Below are 19,048 nucleotides of genomic sequence, written 5' to 3' on the forward strand. Positions count from 1 at the left end.
GACCGATGTGAACTCATGGGGAGTGTGAATGCGCAAGAAGCTCGGATGGCTGCTGTCGCTCGCGGTGCTGATCGGCACCGTGGGTGCGGCCGGCACCACGGCGCAAGCGGCCACCGCCGCGGAACCGTCCGCCGTCACGGATGCCACCGCCACGGATGCCAAGGCCGCCACGGAAGACATCAAGGACCGGATCCTCGCGATCCCGGGGATGAGCCTGATCGAGGAGAAGCCGTACCCCGGCTACCGCTTCTTCGTCCTGAACTACGAGCAGCCGGTCGACCACCGGGCGCCGTGGAAGGGCACCTTCAAGCAGCGCCTGACCCTGCTGCACAAGGACGTCACGCGGCCCACGGTGTTCTTCACCTCCGGCTACAACGTCAACACCAACCCGCGCCGCAGCGAGCCGACGACCATAGTCGACGGCAACCAGGTGTCGCTGGAGTACCGTTTCTTCACCCCGTCCCGCCCCGATCCGGCCAACTGGGCGAACCTGGACATCTGGCAGGCCGCCAGTGACCAGCACCGCGTCTTCACCGCCCTGAAGAAGGTCTACAAGAAGAACTGGCTGGCCACGGGCGGCAGCAAGGGCGGCATGACGGCCACCTACTTCGAGCGCTTCTACCCGCGCGACATGGACGGCGTCGTCGCGTACGTCGCCCCCAACGACGTGGTGAACAAGGAGGACTCGGCCTACGACCGGTTCTTCGCCAAGGTCGGCACCAAGGAGTGCCGCGACAAGCTGAACGCGGTGCAGCGCGAGGCGCTCGTGCGCCGCGAGCCGCTGGAGGCCAAGTACGCGGCCGCCGCCGCCGAGAACGGCTGGACCTTCACCACCGTCGGCAACCTCGACAAGGCCTACGAGGCCGTCGTGCTCGACTACGTGTGGGCCTTCTGGCAGTACAGCCTGCTCGCCGACTGCGCCACGATCCCGGCCGCGGCCACCGCGACCGACCAGGAGATCTGGGACACGATCGACGCGATCTCCGGCTTCTCGGCCTATGCCGACCAGGGCCTGGAGACGTACACCCCGTACTACTACCAGGCGGGCACCCAGCTCGGGTCCCCCGACATCAAGCAGCCCCACCTGGGTGACCTGAGCCGCTACGGCTACCAGCCGCCGCGCAACTTCGTGCCCCGCGACATCCCGATGACCTTCCAGCCGGCGGCCATGCGGGACATCGACACCTGGGTGAAGAACAACGCGAACCAGATGCTCTTCATCAACGGGCAGAACGACCCGTGGGGTGCCGAACCGTTCCACCTCGGCTACGGGGCCCGCGACAGCTACGTGATGATCGCTCCGGGCGCCAACCACGGAGCCAACGTCTCCAAGCTCATGGAAGCCGAGAAGGCGCTGGCCACCGAGAAGATCCTGAAGTGGGCCGGAGTGGCCCCGGCCACCACGCCCAGCGGCGCCGCGAAGGCCGCGCCGCTGGCGAAGCCGGACGCGCAGCTCGACCAGCGCGACATCGAGCGCGAGCCGATGCTGCGCCCGTAGGACCTCGGCAGGCGGACCCGTGGGGCCGCGGGAGGGGTACGGGGACTACCCGTACGCCAGCCCGTGGCCCAGCGGGTAGCGGCCCGGCACCGGGACGGGCAGGCGCCCGGTGGGGCGTACGGTCCCGGTGACCACCCGGGCCGCCGCCCGCAGCTCCACGTCCGTCCAGGTGTACGTGGCCAGTTCGGCCGCGCACGCCGGCAGACGGGCCGGGTCGTAGGGGTTGCGGATCGCCACCAGGACCACCGGCACGCCGGTGGCCAGCAGTTTCGTGACCAGCTCGCGCTGCGGGCTCTCGCCTCCGGGGACGTTGTACGTGCACACGAGCACGGCCGCGTTGCCGGGGGCGGCCGCCACCGCGCGGGCGGGCGGCAGGGCCGTCGCCCGGCAGCCCAGCGCGGACAGCTCCCGGGCCAGTACCGCGGTGGGGGGTCCCGTCGTCCCCGTGGGGGAGACCGGGTCGGTCCCCGTGACCAGGAGCAGCGGTCGGTCCGCCGGATCCAGCGGCAGCAGCCCCACCGGATTGGCCAGCAGGGTCGTCGTGCGGTCCGCGATCTCCCCGGCGGCCGCCAGGTGCGCCGGGATGCCGACGGCCGCATCCACCGCGTCCATGGCCCGCGCCGCGTCCTTGGCCCGCGCCGCCGTGTCGAACAGGCCCCGGCGGGCCTTCAGTTCCAGGATCCGCAGCACCGACTCCTCGATCCGGGCCCGCGTCAGCTCGCCCGACTCCACGGCCGCCAGTACGCTGCGGACGGCCAGCCCCAGGTCCGGCGGGTTCAGCAGCTGGTCGCAGCCCGCCTTTAGGGCCAGCACCGGGACCCGGTCGTCCCCGTACTTCTGGCGGACCCCGGCCATGTCGAGGGCATCGGTCACCACCACCCCGCGGAAGCCCAGGCGTTCGCGCAGGATCCCGGTGACGATCGGCCGCGAGAGGGTCGCCGGATCCCCCGAGGGGTCGAGCGCGGGGAAGACGATGTGCGCCGTCATCACCACGTCGACGCCCGCCTCCACCGCCGCCCGGAACGGCGGCTCGTCCAGCTCCTCCCACCGCGCGCGCGTGTGGGTCATCAGGGGCAGCCCGACGTGGCTGTCGGTGCCGGTGTCCCCGTGCCCCGGGAAGTGCTTCGCCGTGGCGGCCACCCCGGCGCTCTGGTAGCCGCGGATCTGGGCGGAGACCAGGGCCGACACCGCCTGCGGGTCGGAGCCGAAGGACCGTACGCCGATGACCGGGTTGGCGGGATCGACGTTCACGTCGGCCACCGGGGCGTAGTTGTGCCGGATGCCCATGGCCACCAGCTCGGTGCCCGCGATGCGTGCGGCCCGGCGGGCCTCGGCGGTGGAACCGCCGGTCCCCAGGGCCAGGGCCCCAAGCGCCATGGCCCCCGGGAGCAGGGTCGCGGGCCGGCCCACGCGGGCGACGGCGCCGTGCTCCTGGTCGATGGAGAGCAGCAGCGGGACGCCCGCTCCGGAGTCGGCGGCCGCCCGCTGGAGGCCGGCCGACAGCTCGGCGATCTGGCGCGGGGAGCGGGTGTTGTGCGCCCAGCCGAAGTAGACGATCCCGCCGAGGTGGTAGCGGGCGACCAGCTCGGCGGGGGTGCGGACCCCGAACGCCTGCTGGTTGAGCGCGGCGTCCTCGGGGTCGGGCTCGGTCGCCGCGTGCCCGTACGCCCGCGACACGAAGAGCTGCCCGACCAGTTCGGCCAGGCTCATCCGCTCCACCGTCTCGCGCGGCCGGACCCGGGGGGCGGGGGAGCGCCCCGGTGCGCGGTCGCCCGGCCGGGCGTCGTCGGGGGTCGGGTCGCCGGGGTTCCGGGCGGGGCCCACCGAGGCGGAGGCGACCCCCGCGGCGGTGACGGCGGCCACGGCGGCCACGGTGAGCAGGGTCCGGCGGGAGGCGTGGTTCGGCACGCGCCGGACGCTACTGCGGGGCGGGGCCTTCGGAGCGGGGGACACTCGCGGAGTCCCCCGGACGGGGGGCCACCCGGGGCCAGTGCTCGCGCAGGGTCCGTACGGCCTCGGTGATCGCCGGCCGGCGGGCGGCCCCGGTCCGCCACAGGGCGTACAACCGGCGTACGGGGCCCGGCTCCAGCGGTACGGCCACCGCGCCGGGCGGCAGCGTCCCGGTGCCCAGCCGCGGTACGACGGCCACCCCGAGCCCGGCGGCGACCAGCGCGACGATGGTGTGGTTCTCCTCGGCGACGTGGGTGATGTCGGGCTCGAACCCGGCCGTGCGCAGGGTCCGTACCAGCCAGTCGTGGCAGACCCGGCCGGGCGGCTGGCACACCCAGCGCTGCCCGCCCAGGTCCGAACGGTGGATGACGGCGCGGGAGGTGAAGGGGTGCCCGGCGGGCACCACCAGGTCGCAGCGGTCGTCCCCGATCACGGCCTGCTCCACGCCCTCGGGGGCGGGCAGCGGGGCGATGTCCCAGTCGTGGGTCACCGCCAGGTCGGTGACCCCGCGCGAGACCAGGTCCATCGACAGGTGCGGGTTGATCTCCGTGAGCCGTACTTCCAGGGCCGGGTGACGGTGGGCCAGATCGGCGAGGACCCCGGGGAGCAGGCCGCGGGCGGCCGAGGCGAAGGCGGCCACCCGCAGCCGGCCGACGGGCTGGCCGCGGGACTCCTCCAGCGCGGTCTCGGCCTGCTCCGAGATGTCCATCAGCTGCTGGGCCGTCGCGGCCAGCAGCTTGGCCTCCTCGGTGAGGGCGACACCGCGGCCGTGGCGTTCGAGCAGGGTGGTGCGGGTCTCCCGTTCCAGCTTGGCGATCTGCTGGGAGACGGCGGAGGGGGTGTATCCGAGGGCGGCCGCGGCGGCGCCGACCGAGCCGTGGACGGAGACGGCGTGCAGGGCGCGCAGCCGGGAGAGGTCGAGCATGCCAGGCAGCTTAGGGCGCGGGCAGGGGAGTTGGATGAAGCAACGCTACATCCGACCCTGAAGACATCCGCGCTAGTGCTAAATGGTTGATGAGCGGATGCTCGGACCATGCGACCCATTCACACCGCCCTCGCGGTCCTCGTAGCCGCGGTCTGGGGTTTCAACTTCGTCGTCATCGAGTTCGGGCTCGGATCGTTCCCGCCGCTGCTGCTGTCCGCCCTGCGCTTCCTGGTCGCGGCCCTGCCGGCGGTGTTCTTCGTCGGGCGCCCCAAGGTGGCGTGGAAGTGGATCATCGCGGTCGGCGTGGTCCTCGGCATCGCGAAGTTCGGGCTGCTCTTCTCCGGGATGGCCAACGGGATGCCCGCCGGGCTGTCCTCGCTGGTCCTCCAGGCGCAGGCGGTGTTCACGGCCGTGTTCGCGGCCGTCGTGCTCAAGGAGCGGCCGGGCGGGCTGCGGATCGCGGGCATGACCGTGGCCTTCGCGGGAATCGCGGTGGCCGCCGTGGACGAAGGCGCGTCGGGGCCGGTGCTGGGCTTCACGATGGTGATCGCGGCTGCCGCGTGCTGGGGCGTGTCCAACGTGCTGACCCGCAAGGCGTCCCCGCCCGACGCCCTCAACTTCATGGTGTGGGTGAGCGTGGTGCCGGTGCTGCCGCTGGCCGGGCTCTCGCTGCTGATCGAGGGCCCCGAGCGGGACCTGGCCGCGCTGCGCGGGCTCGACTGGAGCGGGGTCGGGGTCATCGTGTACCTCGCCTGGATCACCACGGTGTTCGGCTTCGGGGCGTGGGGGTTCCTGCTGCGCACCTATCCCGCCTCCTCGGTGGCCCCGTTCTCGCTGCTGGTGCCGGTCTTCGGGATGAGCTCGGCGGCGCTGGTGCTGGGGGAGGAAGTGAGCGGGCTGCGCTGGGTGGCGGCCGTCCTGCTGGTCGGCGGGGTGGCGGTGACCTCGCTCGTCCCCTCGAAGCCCAGGCCCGCGGCGGCGGAAGCGGAGGCGGGTTCGCAGGCACAAGCGGAAGCCGCGGCGGAGGTGCCGCAAGCCGCGGAGCCGATGGACCGGGCGCCCGTGCCCGCGGCCGCGGAGGCGCCCGCACCCGACCCCGGCCCGGTTCCGCTTCCGGCCGCGGGCGGTCGCTAGCGGGAACGCTTCCGGCTCCCCGGCCGCCCGTGCCGCCCCCGTGCGGCCCGGGCGACCGGAGGCTCAGACGCCGTTGAAAGGCTCCTTGCCCAGCAGATATCCGGCGTGCAGCCGGTTGCGGGCTCCGATGCTCTTCATGATGTTCGCAATGTGGCGTTGGCAATTCCGCAACGATATGCCGACCACATGCGCTATTCGATTGTCCGATTCACCCTGGATGAGCAGCGAGACGATGGTCTGCTGAATGTCGGAGGTAATGGCCGCGCGGGCCGGCCGGTCGTCCTCCGAGGTGAATTTCTCGGCCGCGCTCCAGGCCCGCTCGAAAGCCTCCACAAGAAATGAGACAAGGTGGCTGTTTCTCGATACGGCCGCTCCGTGGGATCCGTCCGCGAGCGGAAGGATCGCCACTTCCCTGTCGAAGATGATGCAGCGCGGAAATCCGTGGGCGAGCGTGCACACCTCCGCGCCGAGCGGCGTGACCCGGCCGACGAAGGACGCGGTGGCCGGGCTGAACCGGGCCGTGTGCTGGTACAGGGTCCGCATCCGCACGCCGCGTTCCAGCAGCCGTTCGGTGCGCTCCAGGCTCTCCTGGAGCACCTCCTCGTCCCGGGCTCCGCCGGGCTGGGAGGTCAGTACCTCGGTGCGCGTGCCGTCCGCGAGGCCGGCGATGAGCTTGCGGACGTCCCCCACGCCCGGGACCAGCTCCAGTGTGGCGTCGTCCTGCAAGTGCGCCGTCGTGAGGGTCAACTCATCTAAATCTCCGCGTAGTTGATCGAGGAAGGTCTGCGTCTCGTTCAGGCTGTGCTGCGCCGGGTTGAGGACCTTGATGCGCGCGTGGTCCACGGGGTAGGAGGTGTAGATGCCCGTTACGGGGCACTTGCTGAGGAGCCCCAGTTCGTCCAGGGCGATCGCGGCTTCCTCCACCTCTGAGGCGTCCATGTCCAGAGCCGCGGCAGCTGTTTCGCATGTTGTACCCGGTGTCTGTGTACAGAACCGGTAGAGACGGTCTCCGGCAGGGGTGAGCCGGGGTACGGGAAAAGGGTGGACTTGTCTGATTGGGTTCAATTCATCCCCCTGTCATGTTTTCGCCAGCGGCAACATGATCCCAGAAAGGGATGGCTCCGGATGTCGTCGAACGGACAGGATGAAGCCGAAGCTGATCCGGACCGCAAGACATCTTGAGGGGCAGGCAAGCATGCCACGTATAGCGAGTTTCCTCATCGCCATTGCGGCAACTTTCGCGGTGACCGTCTTCCTCGCCCCGTCGACGAGTGGTGCGGCGAACATCGCCGCCGCCACTGGTCCGGGTCAGGTAGTCAACGATCTCGGCTGGGGATGAGATGCCTCGTAGTAAGTCGTACAACACGTACTCCAACCTGCAGCGCCCTGAGTTCCGCAAGCGCGTCGACGAGCTCCTGCTGAAGTTCGAGCGGGACTTCTACGAGCGCAGCGCGGGCGCCGACGGGATGCTCGACAAGGAGAAGTTCGACCTCGAGCTGTACAAGCGGCACAACGTCGAGACGATGATCCGGATCGGTCTCAAGCGTGCCGTCGACCCGCTCATCGCCAACTACTGGGCCACCCGGGACCCGCAGCTCTGCAAGGAATGGGGCCTGTACGGAGCGGAGGAGGGCCGCCACGACCGCATGTTCGCCGGCGACCTGCACAAGGTCGGCATGACGGACGAGGAGATCTACGCGATCCGTCCGACCTTCGCCACCGAGCTGCTCAACGGCTACTTCTACTACACGATGGCCACGGAAGGTCCGCTGGCCGCGATGATCAGCGGGTTCTACCTGGAGTACATCGCGGGCAAGACGCAGCCCGACTGGCTGGACATCATGGAGCAGCACGTCGGCGCCGACAAGACCAAGGGCGCCCGCGCCCACCTGGCCCTCGACGACGACGACGACCACGTCGACATGGTCTGGAACCTGATCATGCGCATCATCAAGGACGAGGCCGACGAGGAGCGCTTCGTCGAACACCTCATCAAGATCAACTCGCTGTTCGTGTCCTACTTCGTCGAGGTCTACGCGGCCACCGTGCTCGGTGCCGGCGCGGACGCCTCGCTGCTGACCCAGGCCGCACCGGCCGCCGCCGTACAGACCAACCTGCAGACGAAGGCCACCGCTTCGGTCTGACCGACCGGCCCACACCTGCCGGCGACGCCCTGAAGGGCCGACGCCCTAAGGGGCCGAAGGGCCGACACTCCCGCAGTCCGGCGATCCCGGGCATTGCGTTCCAGATGTGCCGCGCCGCCCCCACGGGGGCAGCGCCGCGATGTCCGGGGTCCGGCTGCTCCACCGTCTACTCACCAAGGAAGACGATGCACTATTCATGGCCGCGCGAACTGTCCGAACAGGACATGCGCGAAATGATCGAACTGATGGACGCCGTCGCGGTCAAGGAGATGACCCTCGGCTTCTACGAACCCGTGGGACTGGAGAAGGGCCTGCCCCTGATGCGGGCCTTCGAGGCCGACCTGCGCAAGGGCGCCGTCGACCTCCTCCACGTCCGCACCGACGAAGGCCGCATCGTCGGCATGGTGACGCTCGCCCGGGCCCCGCTGCCCGCCCGGCGCCACATCGTCGAAATGCGCCGCTGCGTCGTGGCCCCCGACCACCGCGGGCAGTTCCTGCTCGAAGGCTGGGCCGAGGCCCTGCGCAAGGTCGGCGAGATGGGCTGCGACGTCATCACGCTCGAAGTCCGCGACGACGGCCCCTCCGCGCTCTGGCAGCGCCTGGGCTTCCGCGAGTACGGCCGGCTGCCCGACTACGCCCGCGCCGACGGCCGCCCCGTCACCGGCTTCTACATGCACGCCCGGCTCGCCGACATCACGGCCCACTTCGAGGCCACCGGCACCTGGCTGCACGAGCTCGAGTCCGACCGCGTCGCGGTCGCGAGCTGACCGTTCAACCCCGGTCCGATCCCCCTGCCGGCAGCCCGCAGGCGTAGCAAGCCGTACGCGCACCACGCCTGAGGTACGCTCCGCGCACCCGCACCCCTCTCCCCACCGCCGCACCCCTCCCCACCGCCGCGCCGCTCCCCAGGGCCGCGCAGGCCCCCGCACCGAGCACGCCGTACACCGACCGGGCCGATGCGCCCGTGCGGTACGGCCCTTCGCGGCCGACCGGCCGGTGCACGCACACCCCTCGCACTTCACCCACCGCCCGCCGGGGCGCACTTCGACGTGCGCCGGACGGGCTCCGGGACCACACCACTCCACCGAAGGGCACAGCCATGTCCAAGATCGCCGTCCTGACCAACGACCTCCAGTACGAACTGGTCGAGAAGAACCCGGAGCGCGTCGCCGCCGTCGAGGCCGCGACCCCGCACTTCACCGGTTTCCTCGACGAGATGCGCAGCCGCGGCCACCACATCTTCCACCTGCAGCTCGTCAACGACCCGGACGACCCGAACGCCGAGCGCTACGACGGCCACCTCCCGGTCCAGCGCGGCACCCACGGCGCCGACATCATCGAGGCCTTCCTGGCCCCCGAGGACGTCGTCATGGAGAAGAGCAAGGACTCGGGCTTCTACGAGACCGACCTGCACGAGCGCCTCCAGGCCCTCGGCGTGGACACCGTGCTGATCACCGGCATGCAGACGCAGATATGCGTCCAGACCACCGCCGCCGACGCGTTCTTCCGCGGCTACAACATCTGGGTCCCCTCCGACTGCGTCGTCTCGGCCCGCCTGGACGACAAGCAGCGCGCCCTGGACTGGCTGGAGGGCTACTGCGCCACGGTGACCGACTCCGCCGAGGTCATCAAGGTCCTCGACGCCGAGGGCGGCCTGCCCCGCAAGAACATCAAGACCCCGTGACCACGCCCCTCCCCACACCTCCCCGTTCCAGAAAGGAACAGGCATGACCACGAGCGTGGATCCCACCGAATTCATCGTCCTCGACCACGGCACCGGCGCGAAGCTGAGCCAGGACCTGGTCCAGCTGATCGCGGCGACCCTCGGCGACGTGTACGTCGGCATCATGGAGGACAGCGCGGTCCTCAAGATCGAGGGCGACCGCATCGCGATGACCACCGACTCCTTCGTGATCGACCCGCCGTTCTTCGGCAACGGGGACATCGGGAAGATCGCGGTCTGCGGCACCGTCAACGACCTGGCCGTGGCCGGCGCCCGGCCCAAGTACCTCACCCTCGGGATGATCCTGGAGACCGGTCTCCCCATCCCCAAGCTGGTCCAGGTCCTGGAGTCGATCCGCGACACCGCCCGCGAGGCCGGCGTACAGATCGTCGGCGGGGACACCAAGGTGGTCCGCAAGGGCGAGGCCGACCAGATCTACCTGAACACCGCGGGCGTCGGGGTCTTCGAGCGCGAGCCGCTCACCATGACCGACGTGCGCCCCGGCGACAAGGTGATCCTCAGCGGGCCCATCGGCAACCACACGGTGCACCTGCTCTCCATCCGCGAGGGCCTCGGCTTCGAACAGCGCGTGGACAGCGACTGCGCACCCCTCAACGGCCTGGTCGACACGGTCCTGTCGACCGTGGCAGCCGGCGCCGTCCGCTCGATGCGCGACGTCACCCGCGGCGGCCTGACCGCCGTGCTCCACGAGTACGCCCACAAGCTCGGCCGCACCATCCGCGTCGCCCAGGACGACCTGCCCATCCAGCACGAGACCGCGATGGCCGCCGACATGCTCGGCATCAACCCGCTGCACTGCGCCAACGAGGGCTGCCTCGCGGTCTTCGTGGCCCCGGAGGCGGAGGCCGACGTACTGGCCGCCCTGCGCTCGCTGCCCTACGGCAAGCACGCGGTCACCATCGGCGAGATCTCCGAGGACACCGAGGGCCTGGTGCTGCTGCGCGACAAGGACGGCCGCGAAACCCAGCTGGAGGAACTCCTCGGCGCCGAACTCCCCCGGCTCTGCTGAGAAAGGGACCGAGGAAACCGCCATGAGCAGCACCGAGCAGCAGACCGTCACGGACGAGTGGCGCATCCGCGTCACCGGCGTGGTCCAGGGCGTCGGCTACCGGCCGTTCGTCTACAAGCTGGCCCGTGAACTCGGCCTCTCCGGCTGGGTTCGCAACGACCCCGAAGGCGTGCTGGTGGAGGCGTCCGGACCGGTCGCCGCCCTGGAGGAGTTCGCGGAGGGCCTCAGCGGCCGTGCCCCCGAACTCGCCCGGGTGGACGAGGTCCGGCCGACCCGGGGACTGGACCGCGGCACCGTGCCCGCGGGCCCGTTCACCATCGTGCACAGCGAGCACACCGGAGCCCGGTCCGCGCTGCTCCCGGCGGACACCCACGTATGCGGCGACTGCCAGGCGGAACTTCGCGACCCGAAGGACCGCCGGCACCGCTACCCGTTCATCAACTGCACCAACTGCGGGCCCCGGTACTCCATCATCCAGGACCTGCCGTACGACCGTCCGATGACCACCATGGCCACCTTCACCATGTGCGCGGACTGCAAGAACGAGTACGAGGACCCGATGGACCGGCGCTACCACGCGCAGCCCAACGCGTGCCCGGACTGCGGCCCCAGGCTGCTGCTCCAGGACCGCGAGGGGGGCACGGCCGAAGGGGACGAGGCCCTCCTGCGGGCCGCCCGGGTCCTGGCCGACGGCGGGATCGCGGCCATGAAGAGCGTCGGCGGCTTCCACCTCGTGGTGGACGCGACGAACGCGGAGGCCGTGGCCCTGCTGCGCAGCCGCAAGCGCCGCGACTCCAAGCCGTTCGCGGTGATGGTCCGCGATCTCGCCACGGCACAGGGCCTGGTGGACCTCTCCGAGGCGGAGATCGACGTCCTGCGCTCGCCGGCCCGGCCCATCCTGCTGGCCCGCAAGCGCCCGGGCTCCCTCCCGGAGTCCGTGGCCCCGCGCAACCCCAACCTGGGGATCATGCTGCCCTCGGCACCCCACCACCACCTGCTGCTGGACGAGCCCGGCCTCGAAGCGCTCGTCGCCACCAGCGGCAACATCTCCGGCTATCCCATCGCCTACCGCAACGAGGAGGCCCTGGAGCAGCTCTTCGAGATCGCGGACGTGATCCTCTACCACGACCGCGACATCGAGATCCGCGTCGACGACTCGGTGGTCCGCCTCTCCGACCACCCCGAACTCGACGAGCCGCTGCTCCAGTTCATCCGGCGGGCCCGCGGCTACGCCCCCTACCCGGTGGACGTCGGCCGCGAGGTGGCCCCCGTGGTCGCCCTCGGCGCCGAACTGAAGACGACCGTCGCCCTCACCAACGGCTCCCAGGTCTTCCTCAGCCAGCACATCGGCGACCTCAAGAACGACGAGACCTTCGCCGCGCACCACCGCACCGCCCGGCACCTGGCGCAGCTGTACGCGCTCAAGCCGGAGGTCACGGCGCACGACATGCACCCGCAGTTCCGCTCCACCCGGGCCGCCCTGGACGACGACGGCACGGGCCCGGCGCTCCCCACCGTGGAAGTCCAGCACCACCACGCCCACATGGCCTCCTGCATGGCGGAGAACCACGTGAGCGGCACCACCCTCGGCGTGATCTTCGACGGCTTCGGCTACGGCGAGGACGGCACGGTGTGGGGCGGGGAGTTCCTCCTCGGGGACTTCGCCGCCTACCGCCGGGTCGGCCGGATGCGCCGGCTGCCGCTGATCGGCGGCGACCAGGCCGTGCGCGAACCCATCCGCACCGGGTACGCACTGGCCCTGGACGCCTTCGACGGGGACGGGGACCGGGCCCTGGCGGGCTTCCCCGCCCTCGCCGGCCTCGACGCGCAGCGCCGCCAGGTCTTCGCGACGATGGCGGCCCGCGGGATCAACTCCCCGCCCACCTCCAGCATGGGCCGCCTCTTCGACGGGGCCGCCGCCCTCGCCGGGGTCTGCGCCAAGGCCGAGTACGAGGCCCAGGGCCCGATCGAGCTGGAGGGGCTGCTCGACCGCGACGCCACCCGCGAGCCGCAGGCCTCGTACCGCTTCGGGTCCTACGAGGCGGACGGTCTGACCGAGGTGGACCCCCGGCCCGTGATCCGAGCCATGGCGGACGACATCGCCGCCGGACTGCCCGTGGACCGGATCAGCCGCCGGTTCCACACGGCCGTCGTCGACATGGTCCGCGAGCGCTGCAAGGCCCTGCGGGAGGAGACCGGCGTCAACCAGGTCGCCCTCTCCGGAGGCGTGTTCCTCAACGAGTTCCTGCTGCTCAACTGTCTGACCGGGCTGACCGCCGACGGGTTCGACACCTATGTCCACCGGCTCGTTCCGACCAATGACGGAGGGATCGCCCTCGGCCAGGTCATGGTCGCCGACGCCCGCTCACACCTGAGGAAGTGACGACGTGACCACCCTCACGCCGGACGAGATGTACACCTTCGTCGAGGAGCGCGAATCGGGCGCCCGGACCTATGCCAACGCCTTCGGCAAGCTCCTCGCCGAAGGCCACGGCGCACGCATCCGCGACGGGCACGGCCGCGCGTACCTGGACTGCCTCGCCGCGGCGGGCACCCTCGCCCTGGGGCACAACCACCCGGACGTCCTGGCCGCGGTGGGGGAATACCTCACCTCCGGTCAGGTCCAGCAGGCACTGGACCTGACCACCCCGGCCAAGTACGAGTACCTCCGGGCGCTGTACTCCAAGCTGCCGGGCACCATGGCGGACACCTTCAAGACGCAGTTCTGCGGACCGGCGGGCACCGACGCCACCGAAGCCGCCATCAAGCTGTTCAAGATCGCCACCGGCCGCCGGACGGTGATCTCCTTCCACGGGGCCTACCACGGGATGACGGCGGGCGCCCTCGCCCTCACCGGCAACCTGGGCGCCAAGGAATCCGTGCCGTCCCTCATGCCGGACGTCCACCACCTCCCCTATCCCTACGACTACCGCTGCCCCTTCGGCATCGGCGGCGAGGCGGGCATCCGGGCCGGCCTCACCTACATCGAGCGGCTGCTCACCGACCCGGAGAGCGGCATCACCACACCGGCCGCGATCTTCGTCGAAGCCGTCCAGGGCGAGGGCGGGGTGATCCCGGCGCCGGCCGCCTGGCTGCGCGGGCTGCGGGAGATCACCGCCCGGCTGGACATCCCGCTGGTCCTGGACGAGATCCAGGCCGGCTTCGGACGCACCGGCACCATGTGGGCCTTCGAGGAGTCCGGGATCGAGCCGGACGCCGTCCTCGTGTCCAAGGCGGCCGGCGGCGGCTTCCCGCTGTCGCTGCTGCTCTACCACGGCAAGTACGACGCCTGGACGCCCGGAGCCCACGCGGGCACCTTCCGCGGCAATCAGATCGCCCTGGTCGCGGGACTCGCCGCCATGCGGGTCACGGAGTCCGAGGGACTGATCGAACAGGCCGCCGCCAAGGGCAAGGTGATCGGCGCGCTCCTCGGGCGGCTGGCCGCCGGGCACCCCGAGATCGGCCAGGTCCGCGGCCGGGGGCTGATGTGGGGCATCGAGATCGTGGACCCCACGGGTCCGGCCGACCTCCTCGGGTCGCTGCCCGCGGACGGGGCCCGGGCCAAGCGCATCAAGCGCGCCTGCCTGGACCACGGGCTGCTGCTGGAGAGCGGCGGCCGGCACGGCGCCGTGCTCCGGCTGCTTCCGCCACTGGTGATCACCGACGAGGAGATCCACGAGATGGCGGCGGCCCTGGAGAAAGCTCTGATCGACTGCGCCTGAGCCGGATCGGCCGGCTCGGCACGGCAGAGCACGGATCCACGAAGAGTAGGGACAGCGGACATGGCAATGGCCACGGGAACGAACAACAGCGGTGAGCACGGCGGCGAGTGGCGGGTCGACTTCGACGCGGAGGTCGTCTTCAGCAACGGAGGCGCCCTGCAGATGCAGGGGTTCCGCCTGGACATCCCCGGTGACGACATCGCCGACGGGGAACTGGGCGAACTGATCGTCCGCCACCTCGGACTGCTGATGGTCGGCAGTACGAAGATCACCCGCCGGGAGCTGCTCCAGGAGCCCCACAAGGGCTCCCGGAACACCGGCTCGGCCGCTGTGGGCCGCACCACGACGGACCTGACCGGCCCCGCCACCCGGGCCGCCTGGCCGACGGGCCCGGGCGGCGCCGCACCGGGCCTGGCCGGCCTGGTGGACCTTCCCGTGGTCCTGGTCCGGCTCCTCGGAGCCGGACAGCCCGTCGCCGACCGGCTCGCACTGGCGCCCTTCGACCTCGCGGGGCACGCCGTGGTCGTACAGACCGGCCGCGCGGCCGGCCCGTACCTCACCGAGGACGCCGTGGACCTGCTCGCCGGGCAGGGCGCGCTCCTCGTCGCCACGGACAGCCGCGAGGGCAACGGGCCGGTGGCGGCGGCGCTCGCCGCCGCCGGCCTGCCCGCCCTCACGGGCCTGACCGGCCTGGAAGCCCTCCCGGCGACCGGGGTCCGGCTGCACGCCGTGCCCTTCCCCGGGCAGGACACCTCATTGATCAGGGCCTACGGAGTCACAGATGACCAGCAGCACTGAACAGGCCGGCCTCCCGGCGGCGGACGCGGCGGCGGACGTGACCCCCGCCGCCGCACCGGCGCCGGCCCGGCGCCCCCGCAGGGAACTGGCCGCCGCCACCGTCGGCTCGGTCGTCGAGGCCTACGACTGGACCATCTACGGCATCCTCGCCCCCTACTTCGCCGAGGCACTGTTCCCCGGCACCTCGCCCACCGCCAAACTCATCGCCGCCTACCTGGGCTTCGCCCTCGGCTTCCTGGTCCGGCCGCTGGGCAGCGTGCTCATCGGCCGCCTCACCGACACCCGCGGCCGGCGCTACGGACTGACCCTCACCGTCGGCCTGATCGCCGCCGGCTCCCTGTTCCTGGCCGTCGTACCCGGCTACGCGTCCATCGGCCTGGCGGCTCCGCTCCTGGTGGTCGGGGCCCGGCTGGTGCAGGGGCTGTCGGTCGGCGCGGAGAACCCGAGCGTGGCCGCGTACGTCACCGAGACCGCGCCGGCCGGCCGCCGCTACTTCTACAGCGCCGTCTCCTACGCGGGCGTGGTGCTGGGCAGCGCGCTCTCCTTCATCGTCATGAACGTCTTGCTCGGGGTGTTCGGGGAGAGCGGAGTCGAGGACGGCGCCTGGCGCTACGGCTTCGTCTTCGGCGGACTGCTCGGACTGACCGCCCTGTGGATCCGGCGCGGCGCGGCGGAGAGCGCGGTCTTCACGGCCGCCGCGGGCGGGGCCGCGCAGGGAGCGGCCCCGCCCGCGGGAGCGGATTCGGACTCAGCGGTGAAGGCGCCGGCGGTGAGGGCGCGAGCGGTGAGGGCGCGAGCGGTGCGGGCGCCGGCGGTGAAGGCGCCGGCCGTGAAGGCCCCGAGCCCCTGGCCGGTGCTGCGGGCCCATCTCGGGCGGCTCGCCGTGGTGTTCGCCATCACCTCCGGGGCCACCACCACCTTCTACTTCGTCACCGTCGACTTCCCCTCGTACGCCGAGAGCGCCGGAGCCGCCACCAAGGAGGAGACCTCCGCCGCCCTGCTCCTCGGCATGGTGGCGCTGCTCGCGGCCATGCTCGGCGGCGGCAAGGCGGCCGACCGGTTCGGCGCCCTGCCCGTGCTGCGCCTCGGCTTCGCCGGGCTCGCGCTCGGCAGCGTGCCGCTGCTGGCGGCCATGACCTCCGGACGGGTCCCCGTCCCCGTCGTCACCGTGGTCCTGCTCTTCCTGCTGGGCCTCCCGCTCGCGGTGAGCAACGTCTTCGCGGGGCAGCTGTTCCCGCCCGCCGTGCGCGCCGTCGCCGTCGGGCTGCCCACCGCGGCCGCGATCAGCCTCTTCGGCGGCACGTTCCCGATGCTCGCGGAACTCCTGAGGTCGGCCGGCCTGGGCGGCTGGCTGCCGTGGTGGCCCGCACTGACCGCCGCGGCGGCGCTGGCCGCCTCATGGGGCGTCCGCGAACACCCCGGTAGCGAACACCCCGGTAGCGAACACCCCGTGTCCGTAACCCCTCATGCCTGAGAAGGACGCCATGACTGCACTGCTCGAAGGTCTCGACTCGCTGCTGCCGGCCCTGGAGGCCGACTACCGCGAGCTGCACACCCACCCCGAACTCGCCTTCCAGGAGAAGCGGACGGCAGCCCTCGTCGCCGAGCGCCTCACCGCCCAGGGCGGCTGGGAGATCACCACCGGCGTCGGCCGCACCGGCGTCGTCGCCGTCCTGCGCAACGGCGAGGGACCGGTGGCCATGCTGCGCGCCGACATGGACGCGCTGCCCGTCAAGGAGGCCACCGGGCTGCCCTACGCGAGCACCGAGACCGCCACCGACGAATCGGGCGCCGAGGTCCCGGTGATGCACGCCTGCGGCCACGACCTGCACGTGGCCGCGCTGATCGGGTCCTGCGCCCTGTTCGCCCGTAACCTCGCGGCCTGGCGGGGCACCGTCGTCGCCGTCTTCCAGCCGGGGGAGGAGAGCGGCTACGGAGCCCGCGAGATGGTCGAGGACGGCCTCTTCGAGCGCTTCCCGCGCCCCGACGTGATCCTCGGCTCGCACGTGGGCCCCGGCCCGGCCGGGCTCATCGCGACCCTGCCCGGCGTGGTCATGGGCGCCACCGACTCGATCACCGTCAGGCTCTTCGGGCGCGGCGGCCACGGCTCCAAGCCCGAGGCGGCCGTCGACCCCGTGGTGATGGCGGCCTCGCTCGTGCTGCGGCTCCAGACGGTGGTCTCCCGCGAGATCGCCGCCCAGGAACCGGTGGTGGTCACCGTCGGCAAGCTGCACGCCGGCACCACCGCCGCGGTCATACCCGACACGGCCGAGCTCGGCATCAACGTGCGCACCAGCTCCGCGCCGGTCCGCGAGAAGGTCCTCGCGGCCATCGAGCGGCTCGCACGCGCCGAATCGGCCGCCGCGGGCGCCACCGCCGACCCGGAGATCACCTCCGTCTACCACCTGCCGATGACCGTCAACGACACCGCGGCCGCCGAGCGGGTGGCCGACGCCCACCGCGAGCACTTCGGGGCCGGCGCCGTCATGACGATGGGCCCGACCACCGCCAGCGAGGACTTCGGGCTCCTGGCCTCCGCCGCCCAAGTCCCCTCGGTGTACTGGTTCTACGGCGGCCTCGACCCGCAGGCCTTCGGCGAGGCCTTCGCGGCCGGCAAGCTGGACGAGCTCCCGCAGAACCACTCCTCCACCTTCGCGCCCGTCGCCGGACCCGCGCTCTCCGTCGGCGTCCGCACGATGGCCACGGCGGCACTGCCCTGGCTCACCTCGCACTCCGCTGCCGCGACGCCCGCCGCCGGCACCGCCACCGACGCGGGTGAGGGGGGCGAGACGGCATGAGCGCCGACCGGCCGCACATCATCGTCCTGCACCGCTGGCGGGACACCCACGCGCACTACGCCGACTACCTGGACCACGCCGCCGCCCACGTCACCTACGTGAGCACCGGGCTCGGCCGTGCCTCGTTACCCGAGACCGCCGCCGCGGTCACCACCGTCGCCCTGACCGACGACCTGCCCGCCGTCCGCGCCGCCGTCACCGGGCTCGTGGCCCGCTTCGGCGCCCCGGCGCGGCTGATCGCCCTCAACGAGGGGGACCTGGACACGGCCGCGCTGATCCGCGAGGAGTTCGCGATCCCCGGCCAGCACACCGCCGAACTGGCCGTGTTCCGCGACAAGCTGACCATGTGCCGCACGGCCGAGGCCGCCGGACTGCCGGTCCCCGCCTTCGCCCCCGCCCCCGACCCGGCCGCCGTGCTCGCCTTCGGCGAGGCCCACGGCTGGCCGCTGGTCGTCAAACCGCACCGCGGCACCGCCAGCCGGGGCGTGGTCCAGATCGACTCCGCCGCCGAACTGTCCGGGCTCGGCGGGCTGGCCGCCGCCCTGGCCGCCGAACCGCACCTCGTCCAGAGCTACGTGGACGGGCCGATCCTGCACATCGACGGCCTGTGGGAAGGCGATTCGCTCGGCAGCTGGACCGTCTCGCGCTATGTGGGCGGCACCTGCGCCGACTTCACCCAGGGCACCTGGCTCGGCTCCGTCGAGGAGGACGACCCCGCCCTCCTGGAAGCGGTCGAGGCCTTCGCCGCCGCGGTCGGCCCCGCCCTCGGCGGCTCCCGGCCCTGGGTCTTCCACCTGGAGGCCTTCGTCACCCCGGCGCCCGGCGGCGGGCCCGCGCTGGTCTTCCTGGAGTGCGGGGCCCGGGTGGGCGGCGGGGAGATCCCCTTCACCTGGCGCGACGTCCACGGAGTCGACCTGATGGCCGCGGCCGTGGACATCCAGCTCGGCCTGACCCCGGTCCTGCCGCCGCTCAAGACCGGCGGGGTCGGCGGCTACCTGCTGCTCCCGCTCCCGGTCCCCGCCCCCTGCCGGGTCGAAGCGGCCGGCTGGGTACGGGAACCCGCGCCCGGCCGGCTCCCGTACGCCGTCAAGCACACCCCGGTCGGCGCCACCGCCCCGGCGATCAGCGGCTACGAGCACGTCGGCACCCGCTTCCGCTTCCGCGGCGCCACCACCCGGGAGGTCGAGGCCGCCATCACCGAGTCCGCGAACTCCTTCCGGCTGACCTGCGTACCGGTCGGAGCCCCGTCCGCCGACGGGGGCTGACCCCCCACCACACCTCTCGTGCTCGCCAAGGACCCCCTCTCGCACCCCTGTTCTTCGGGGC

Annotated in this window: 16 protein-coding genes; 13 read left to right on the forward strand and 3 right to left on the reverse strand. The window is 72.0% G+C overall.

Going from position 1 to position 19,048, the window contains the following annotated elements:
* Nucleotides 1–28 precede the first annotated feature (28 nt).
* Nucleotides 29–1,498, forward strand: coding sequence for a S28 family serine protease (locus AC3IX6_RS24670; RefSeq protein WP_489364676.1), 1,470 nt, complete (start codon nucleotides 29–31; stop codon nucleotides 1,496–1,498).
* Nucleotides 1,499–1,543: 45 nt separating this feature from the next.
* On the opposite strand, the gene AC3IX6_RS24675 is transcribed toward AC3IX6_RS24670, so the two are convergent.
* Nucleotides 1,544–3,406 carry a glycoside hydrolase family 3 protein gene (locus AC3IX6_RS24675; RefSeq protein ID WP_489364678.1) on the reverse strand — a complete coding sequence of 621 codons (1,863 nt, stop codon included), beginning with the start codon at nucleotides 3,404–3,406 and terminating at the stop codon, nucleotides 1,544–1,546.
* A gap of 10 nt (nucleotides 3,407–3,416) precedes the next feature.
* Nucleotides 3,417–4,373 (reverse strand): LysR family transcriptional regulator, encoded by a 957-nt coding sequence (locus AC3IX6_RS24680; RefSeq protein ID WP_489364680.1) that lies wholly within the window; start codon nucleotides 4,371–4,373, stop codon nucleotides 3,417–3,419.
* 108 nt (nucleotides 4,374–4,481) lie between these two features.
* On the opposite strand from AC3IX6_RS24680, the gene AC3IX6_RS24685 reads away from it, so the two are divergent.
* Nucleotides 4,482–5,507 carry an EamA family transporter gene (locus AC3IX6_RS24685; protein ID WP_489364681.1) on the forward strand — a complete coding sequence of 342 codons (1,026 nt, stop codon included), beginning with the start codon at nucleotides 4,482–4,484 and terminating at the stop codon, nucleotides 5,505–5,507.
* 63 nt (nucleotides 5,508–5,570) lie between these two features.
* Here AC3IX6_RS24685 and AC3IX6_RS24690 read toward each other — a convergent pair whose 3' ends face one another.
* On the reverse strand, nucleotides 5,571–6,446 hold the full coding sequence (locus tag AC3IX6_RS24690; RefSeq protein WP_489364683.1) for a helix-turn-helix transcriptional regulator: 876 nt from the start codon (nucleotides 6,444–6,446) through the stop codon (nucleotides 5,571–5,573).
* 205 nt (nucleotides 6,447–6,651) lie between these two features.
* Here AC3IX6_RS24690 and AC3IX6_RS24695 point away from each other — a divergent pair, with 205 nt between their 5' ends.
* The 11 genes from AC3IX6_RS24695 to AC3IX6_RS24745 all read left to right on the forward strand — a co-directional run bounded on the left by AC3IX6_RS24695 (nucleotide 6,652) and on the right by AC3IX6_RS24745 (nucleotide 18,987).
* Complete coding sequence (locus AC3IX6_RS24695) at nucleotides 6,652–6,846, forward strand: hypothetical protein (protein WP_274553234.1); 195 nt, start codon at nucleotides 6,652–6,654, stop codon at nucleotides 6,844–6,846.
* Between the two features lies 1 nt (nucleotide 6,847).
* A complete protein-coding gene (locus AC3IX6_RS24700) occupies nucleotides 6,848–7,651 on the forward strand; it encodes a hypothetical protein (protein ID WP_250739588.1) in 804 nt (267 codons plus the stop codon).
* 185 nt (nucleotides 7,652–7,836) lie between these two features.
* Entirely contained in the window at nucleotides 7,837–8,418 is a 582-nt protein-coding gene (locus tag AC3IX6_RS24705) for a GNAT family N-acetyltransferase (RefSeq protein WP_489364686.1), read from the forward strand.
* A gap of 332 nt (nucleotides 8,419–8,750) precedes the next feature.
* Complete coding sequence (locus AC3IX6_RS24710; RefSeq protein ID WP_422522557.1) at nucleotides 8,751–9,335, forward strand: cysteine hydrolase family protein; 585 nt, start codon at nucleotides 8,751–8,753, stop codon at nucleotides 9,333–9,335.
* Between the two features lie 43 nt (nucleotides 9,336–9,378).
* Nucleotides 9,379–10,404, forward strand: a complete 1,026-nt coding sequence (hypE, locus tag AC3IX6_RS24715) for a hydrogenase expression/formation protein HypE (RefSeq protein WP_489364688.1) — start codon at nucleotides 9,379–9,381, stop codon at nucleotides 10,402–10,404.
* A 22-nt stretch (nucleotides 10,405–10,426) separates the two neighbouring features.
* Entirely contained in the window at nucleotides 10,427–12,787 is a 2,361-nt protein-coding gene (hypF, locus tag AC3IX6_RS24720) for a carbamoyltransferase HypF (RefSeq protein WP_489364689.1), read from the forward strand.
* A 4-nt stretch (nucleotides 12,788–12,791) separates the two neighbouring features.
* Nucleotides 12,792–14,126, forward strand: a complete 1,335-nt coding sequence (locus AC3IX6_RS24725) for a diaminobutyrate--2-oxoglutarate transaminase family protein (RefSeq protein ID WP_489364690.1) — start codon at nucleotides 12,792–12,794, stop codon at nucleotides 14,124–14,126.
* Between the two features lie 60 nt (nucleotides 14,127–14,186).
* Nucleotides 14,187–14,924, forward strand: a complete 738-nt coding sequence (locus AC3IX6_RS24730) for a hypothetical protein (RefSeq protein ID WP_489364691.1) — start codon at nucleotides 14,187–14,189, stop codon at nucleotides 14,922–14,924.
* Nucleotides 14,908–16,398, forward strand: coding sequence for an MFS transporter (locus AC3IX6_RS24735; RefSeq protein WP_489364693.1), 1,491 nt, complete (start codon nucleotides 14,908–14,910; stop codon nucleotides 16,396–16,398). The genes AC3IX6_RS24730 and AC3IX6_RS24735 overlap by 17 nt, the downstream gene beginning before the upstream one ends.
* A gap of 10 nt (nucleotides 16,399–16,408) precedes the next feature.
* Nucleotides 16,409–17,722 (forward strand): amidohydrolase, encoded by a 1,314-nt coding sequence (locus AC3IX6_RS24740; protein ID WP_489364695.1) that lies wholly within the window; start codon nucleotides 16,409–16,411, stop codon nucleotides 17,720–17,722.
* Nucleotides 17,719–18,987: an ATP-grasp domain-containing protein gene (locus AC3IX6_RS24745; protein WP_489364697.1), complete on the forward strand. Its 1,269-nt coding sequence runs from the start codon at nucleotides 17,719–17,721 to the stop codon at nucleotides 18,985–18,987. The genes AC3IX6_RS24740 and AC3IX6_RS24745 overlap by 4 nt, the downstream gene beginning before the upstream one ends.
* Nucleotides 18,988–19,048 lie beyond the last annotated feature (61 nt).

The sequence above is a fragment of the Streptomyces sp. GL_141 genome (assembly GCF_057834385.1).

Coding starts and splice junctions, on each gene's coding strand:
- AC3IX6_RS24685 (WP_489364681.1), top strand. CDS start 4,482: ATGCGACCCATTCACACCGCCCTCGCGGTCCTCGTAGCCGCGGTCTGG.
- hypF (WP_489364689.1), top strand. CDS start 10,427: ATGAGCAGCACCGAGCAGCAGACCGTCACGGACGAGTGGCGCATCCGC.
- AC3IX6_RS24710 (WP_422522557.1), top strand. CDS start 8,751: ATGTCCAAGATCGCCGTCCTGACCAACGACCTCCAGTACGAACTGGTC.
- AC3IX6_RS24700 (WP_250739588.1), top strand. CDS start 6,848: ATGCCTCGTAGTAAGTCGTACAACACGTACTCCAACCTGCAGCGCCCT.
- AC3IX6_RS24705 (WP_489364686.1), top strand. CDS start 7,837: ATGCACTATTCATGGCCGCGCGAACTGTCCGAACAGGACATGCGCGAA.
- AC3IX6_RS24690 (WP_489364683.1), bottom strand. CDS start 6,446: ATGGACGCCTCAGAGGTGGAGGAAGCCGCGATCGCCCTGGACGAACTG.
- hypE (WP_489364688.1), top strand. CDS start 9,379: ATGACCACGAGCGTGGATCCCACCGAATTCATCGTCCTCGACCACGGC.
- AC3IX6_RS24745 (WP_489364697.1), top strand. CDS start 17,719: ATGAGCGCCGACCGGCCGCACATCATCGTCCTGCACCGCTGGCGGGAC.
- AC3IX6_RS24680 (WP_489364680.1), bottom strand. CDS start 4,373: ATGCTCGACCTCTCCCGGCTGCGCGCCCTGCACGCCGTCTCCGTCCAC.
- AC3IX6_RS24695 (WP_274553234.1), top strand. CDS start 6,652: ATGAAGCCGAAGCTGATCCGGACCGCAAGACATCTTGAGGGGCAGGCA.
- AC3IX6_RS24730 (WP_489364691.1), top strand. CDS start 14,187: ATGGCAATGGCCACGGGAACGAACAACAGCGGTGAGCACGGCGGCGAG.
- AC3IX6_RS24735 (WP_489364693.1), top strand. CDS start 14,908: ATGACCAGCAGCACTGAACAGGCCGGCCTCCCGGCGGCGGACGCGGCG.
- AC3IX6_RS24670 (WP_489364676.1), top strand. CDS start 29: ATGCGCAAGAAGCTCGGATGGCTGCTGTCGCTCGCGGTGCTGATCGGC.
- AC3IX6_RS24740 (WP_489364695.1), top strand. CDS start 16,409: ATGACTGCACTGCTCGAAGGTCTCGACTCGCTGCTGCCGGCCCTGGAG.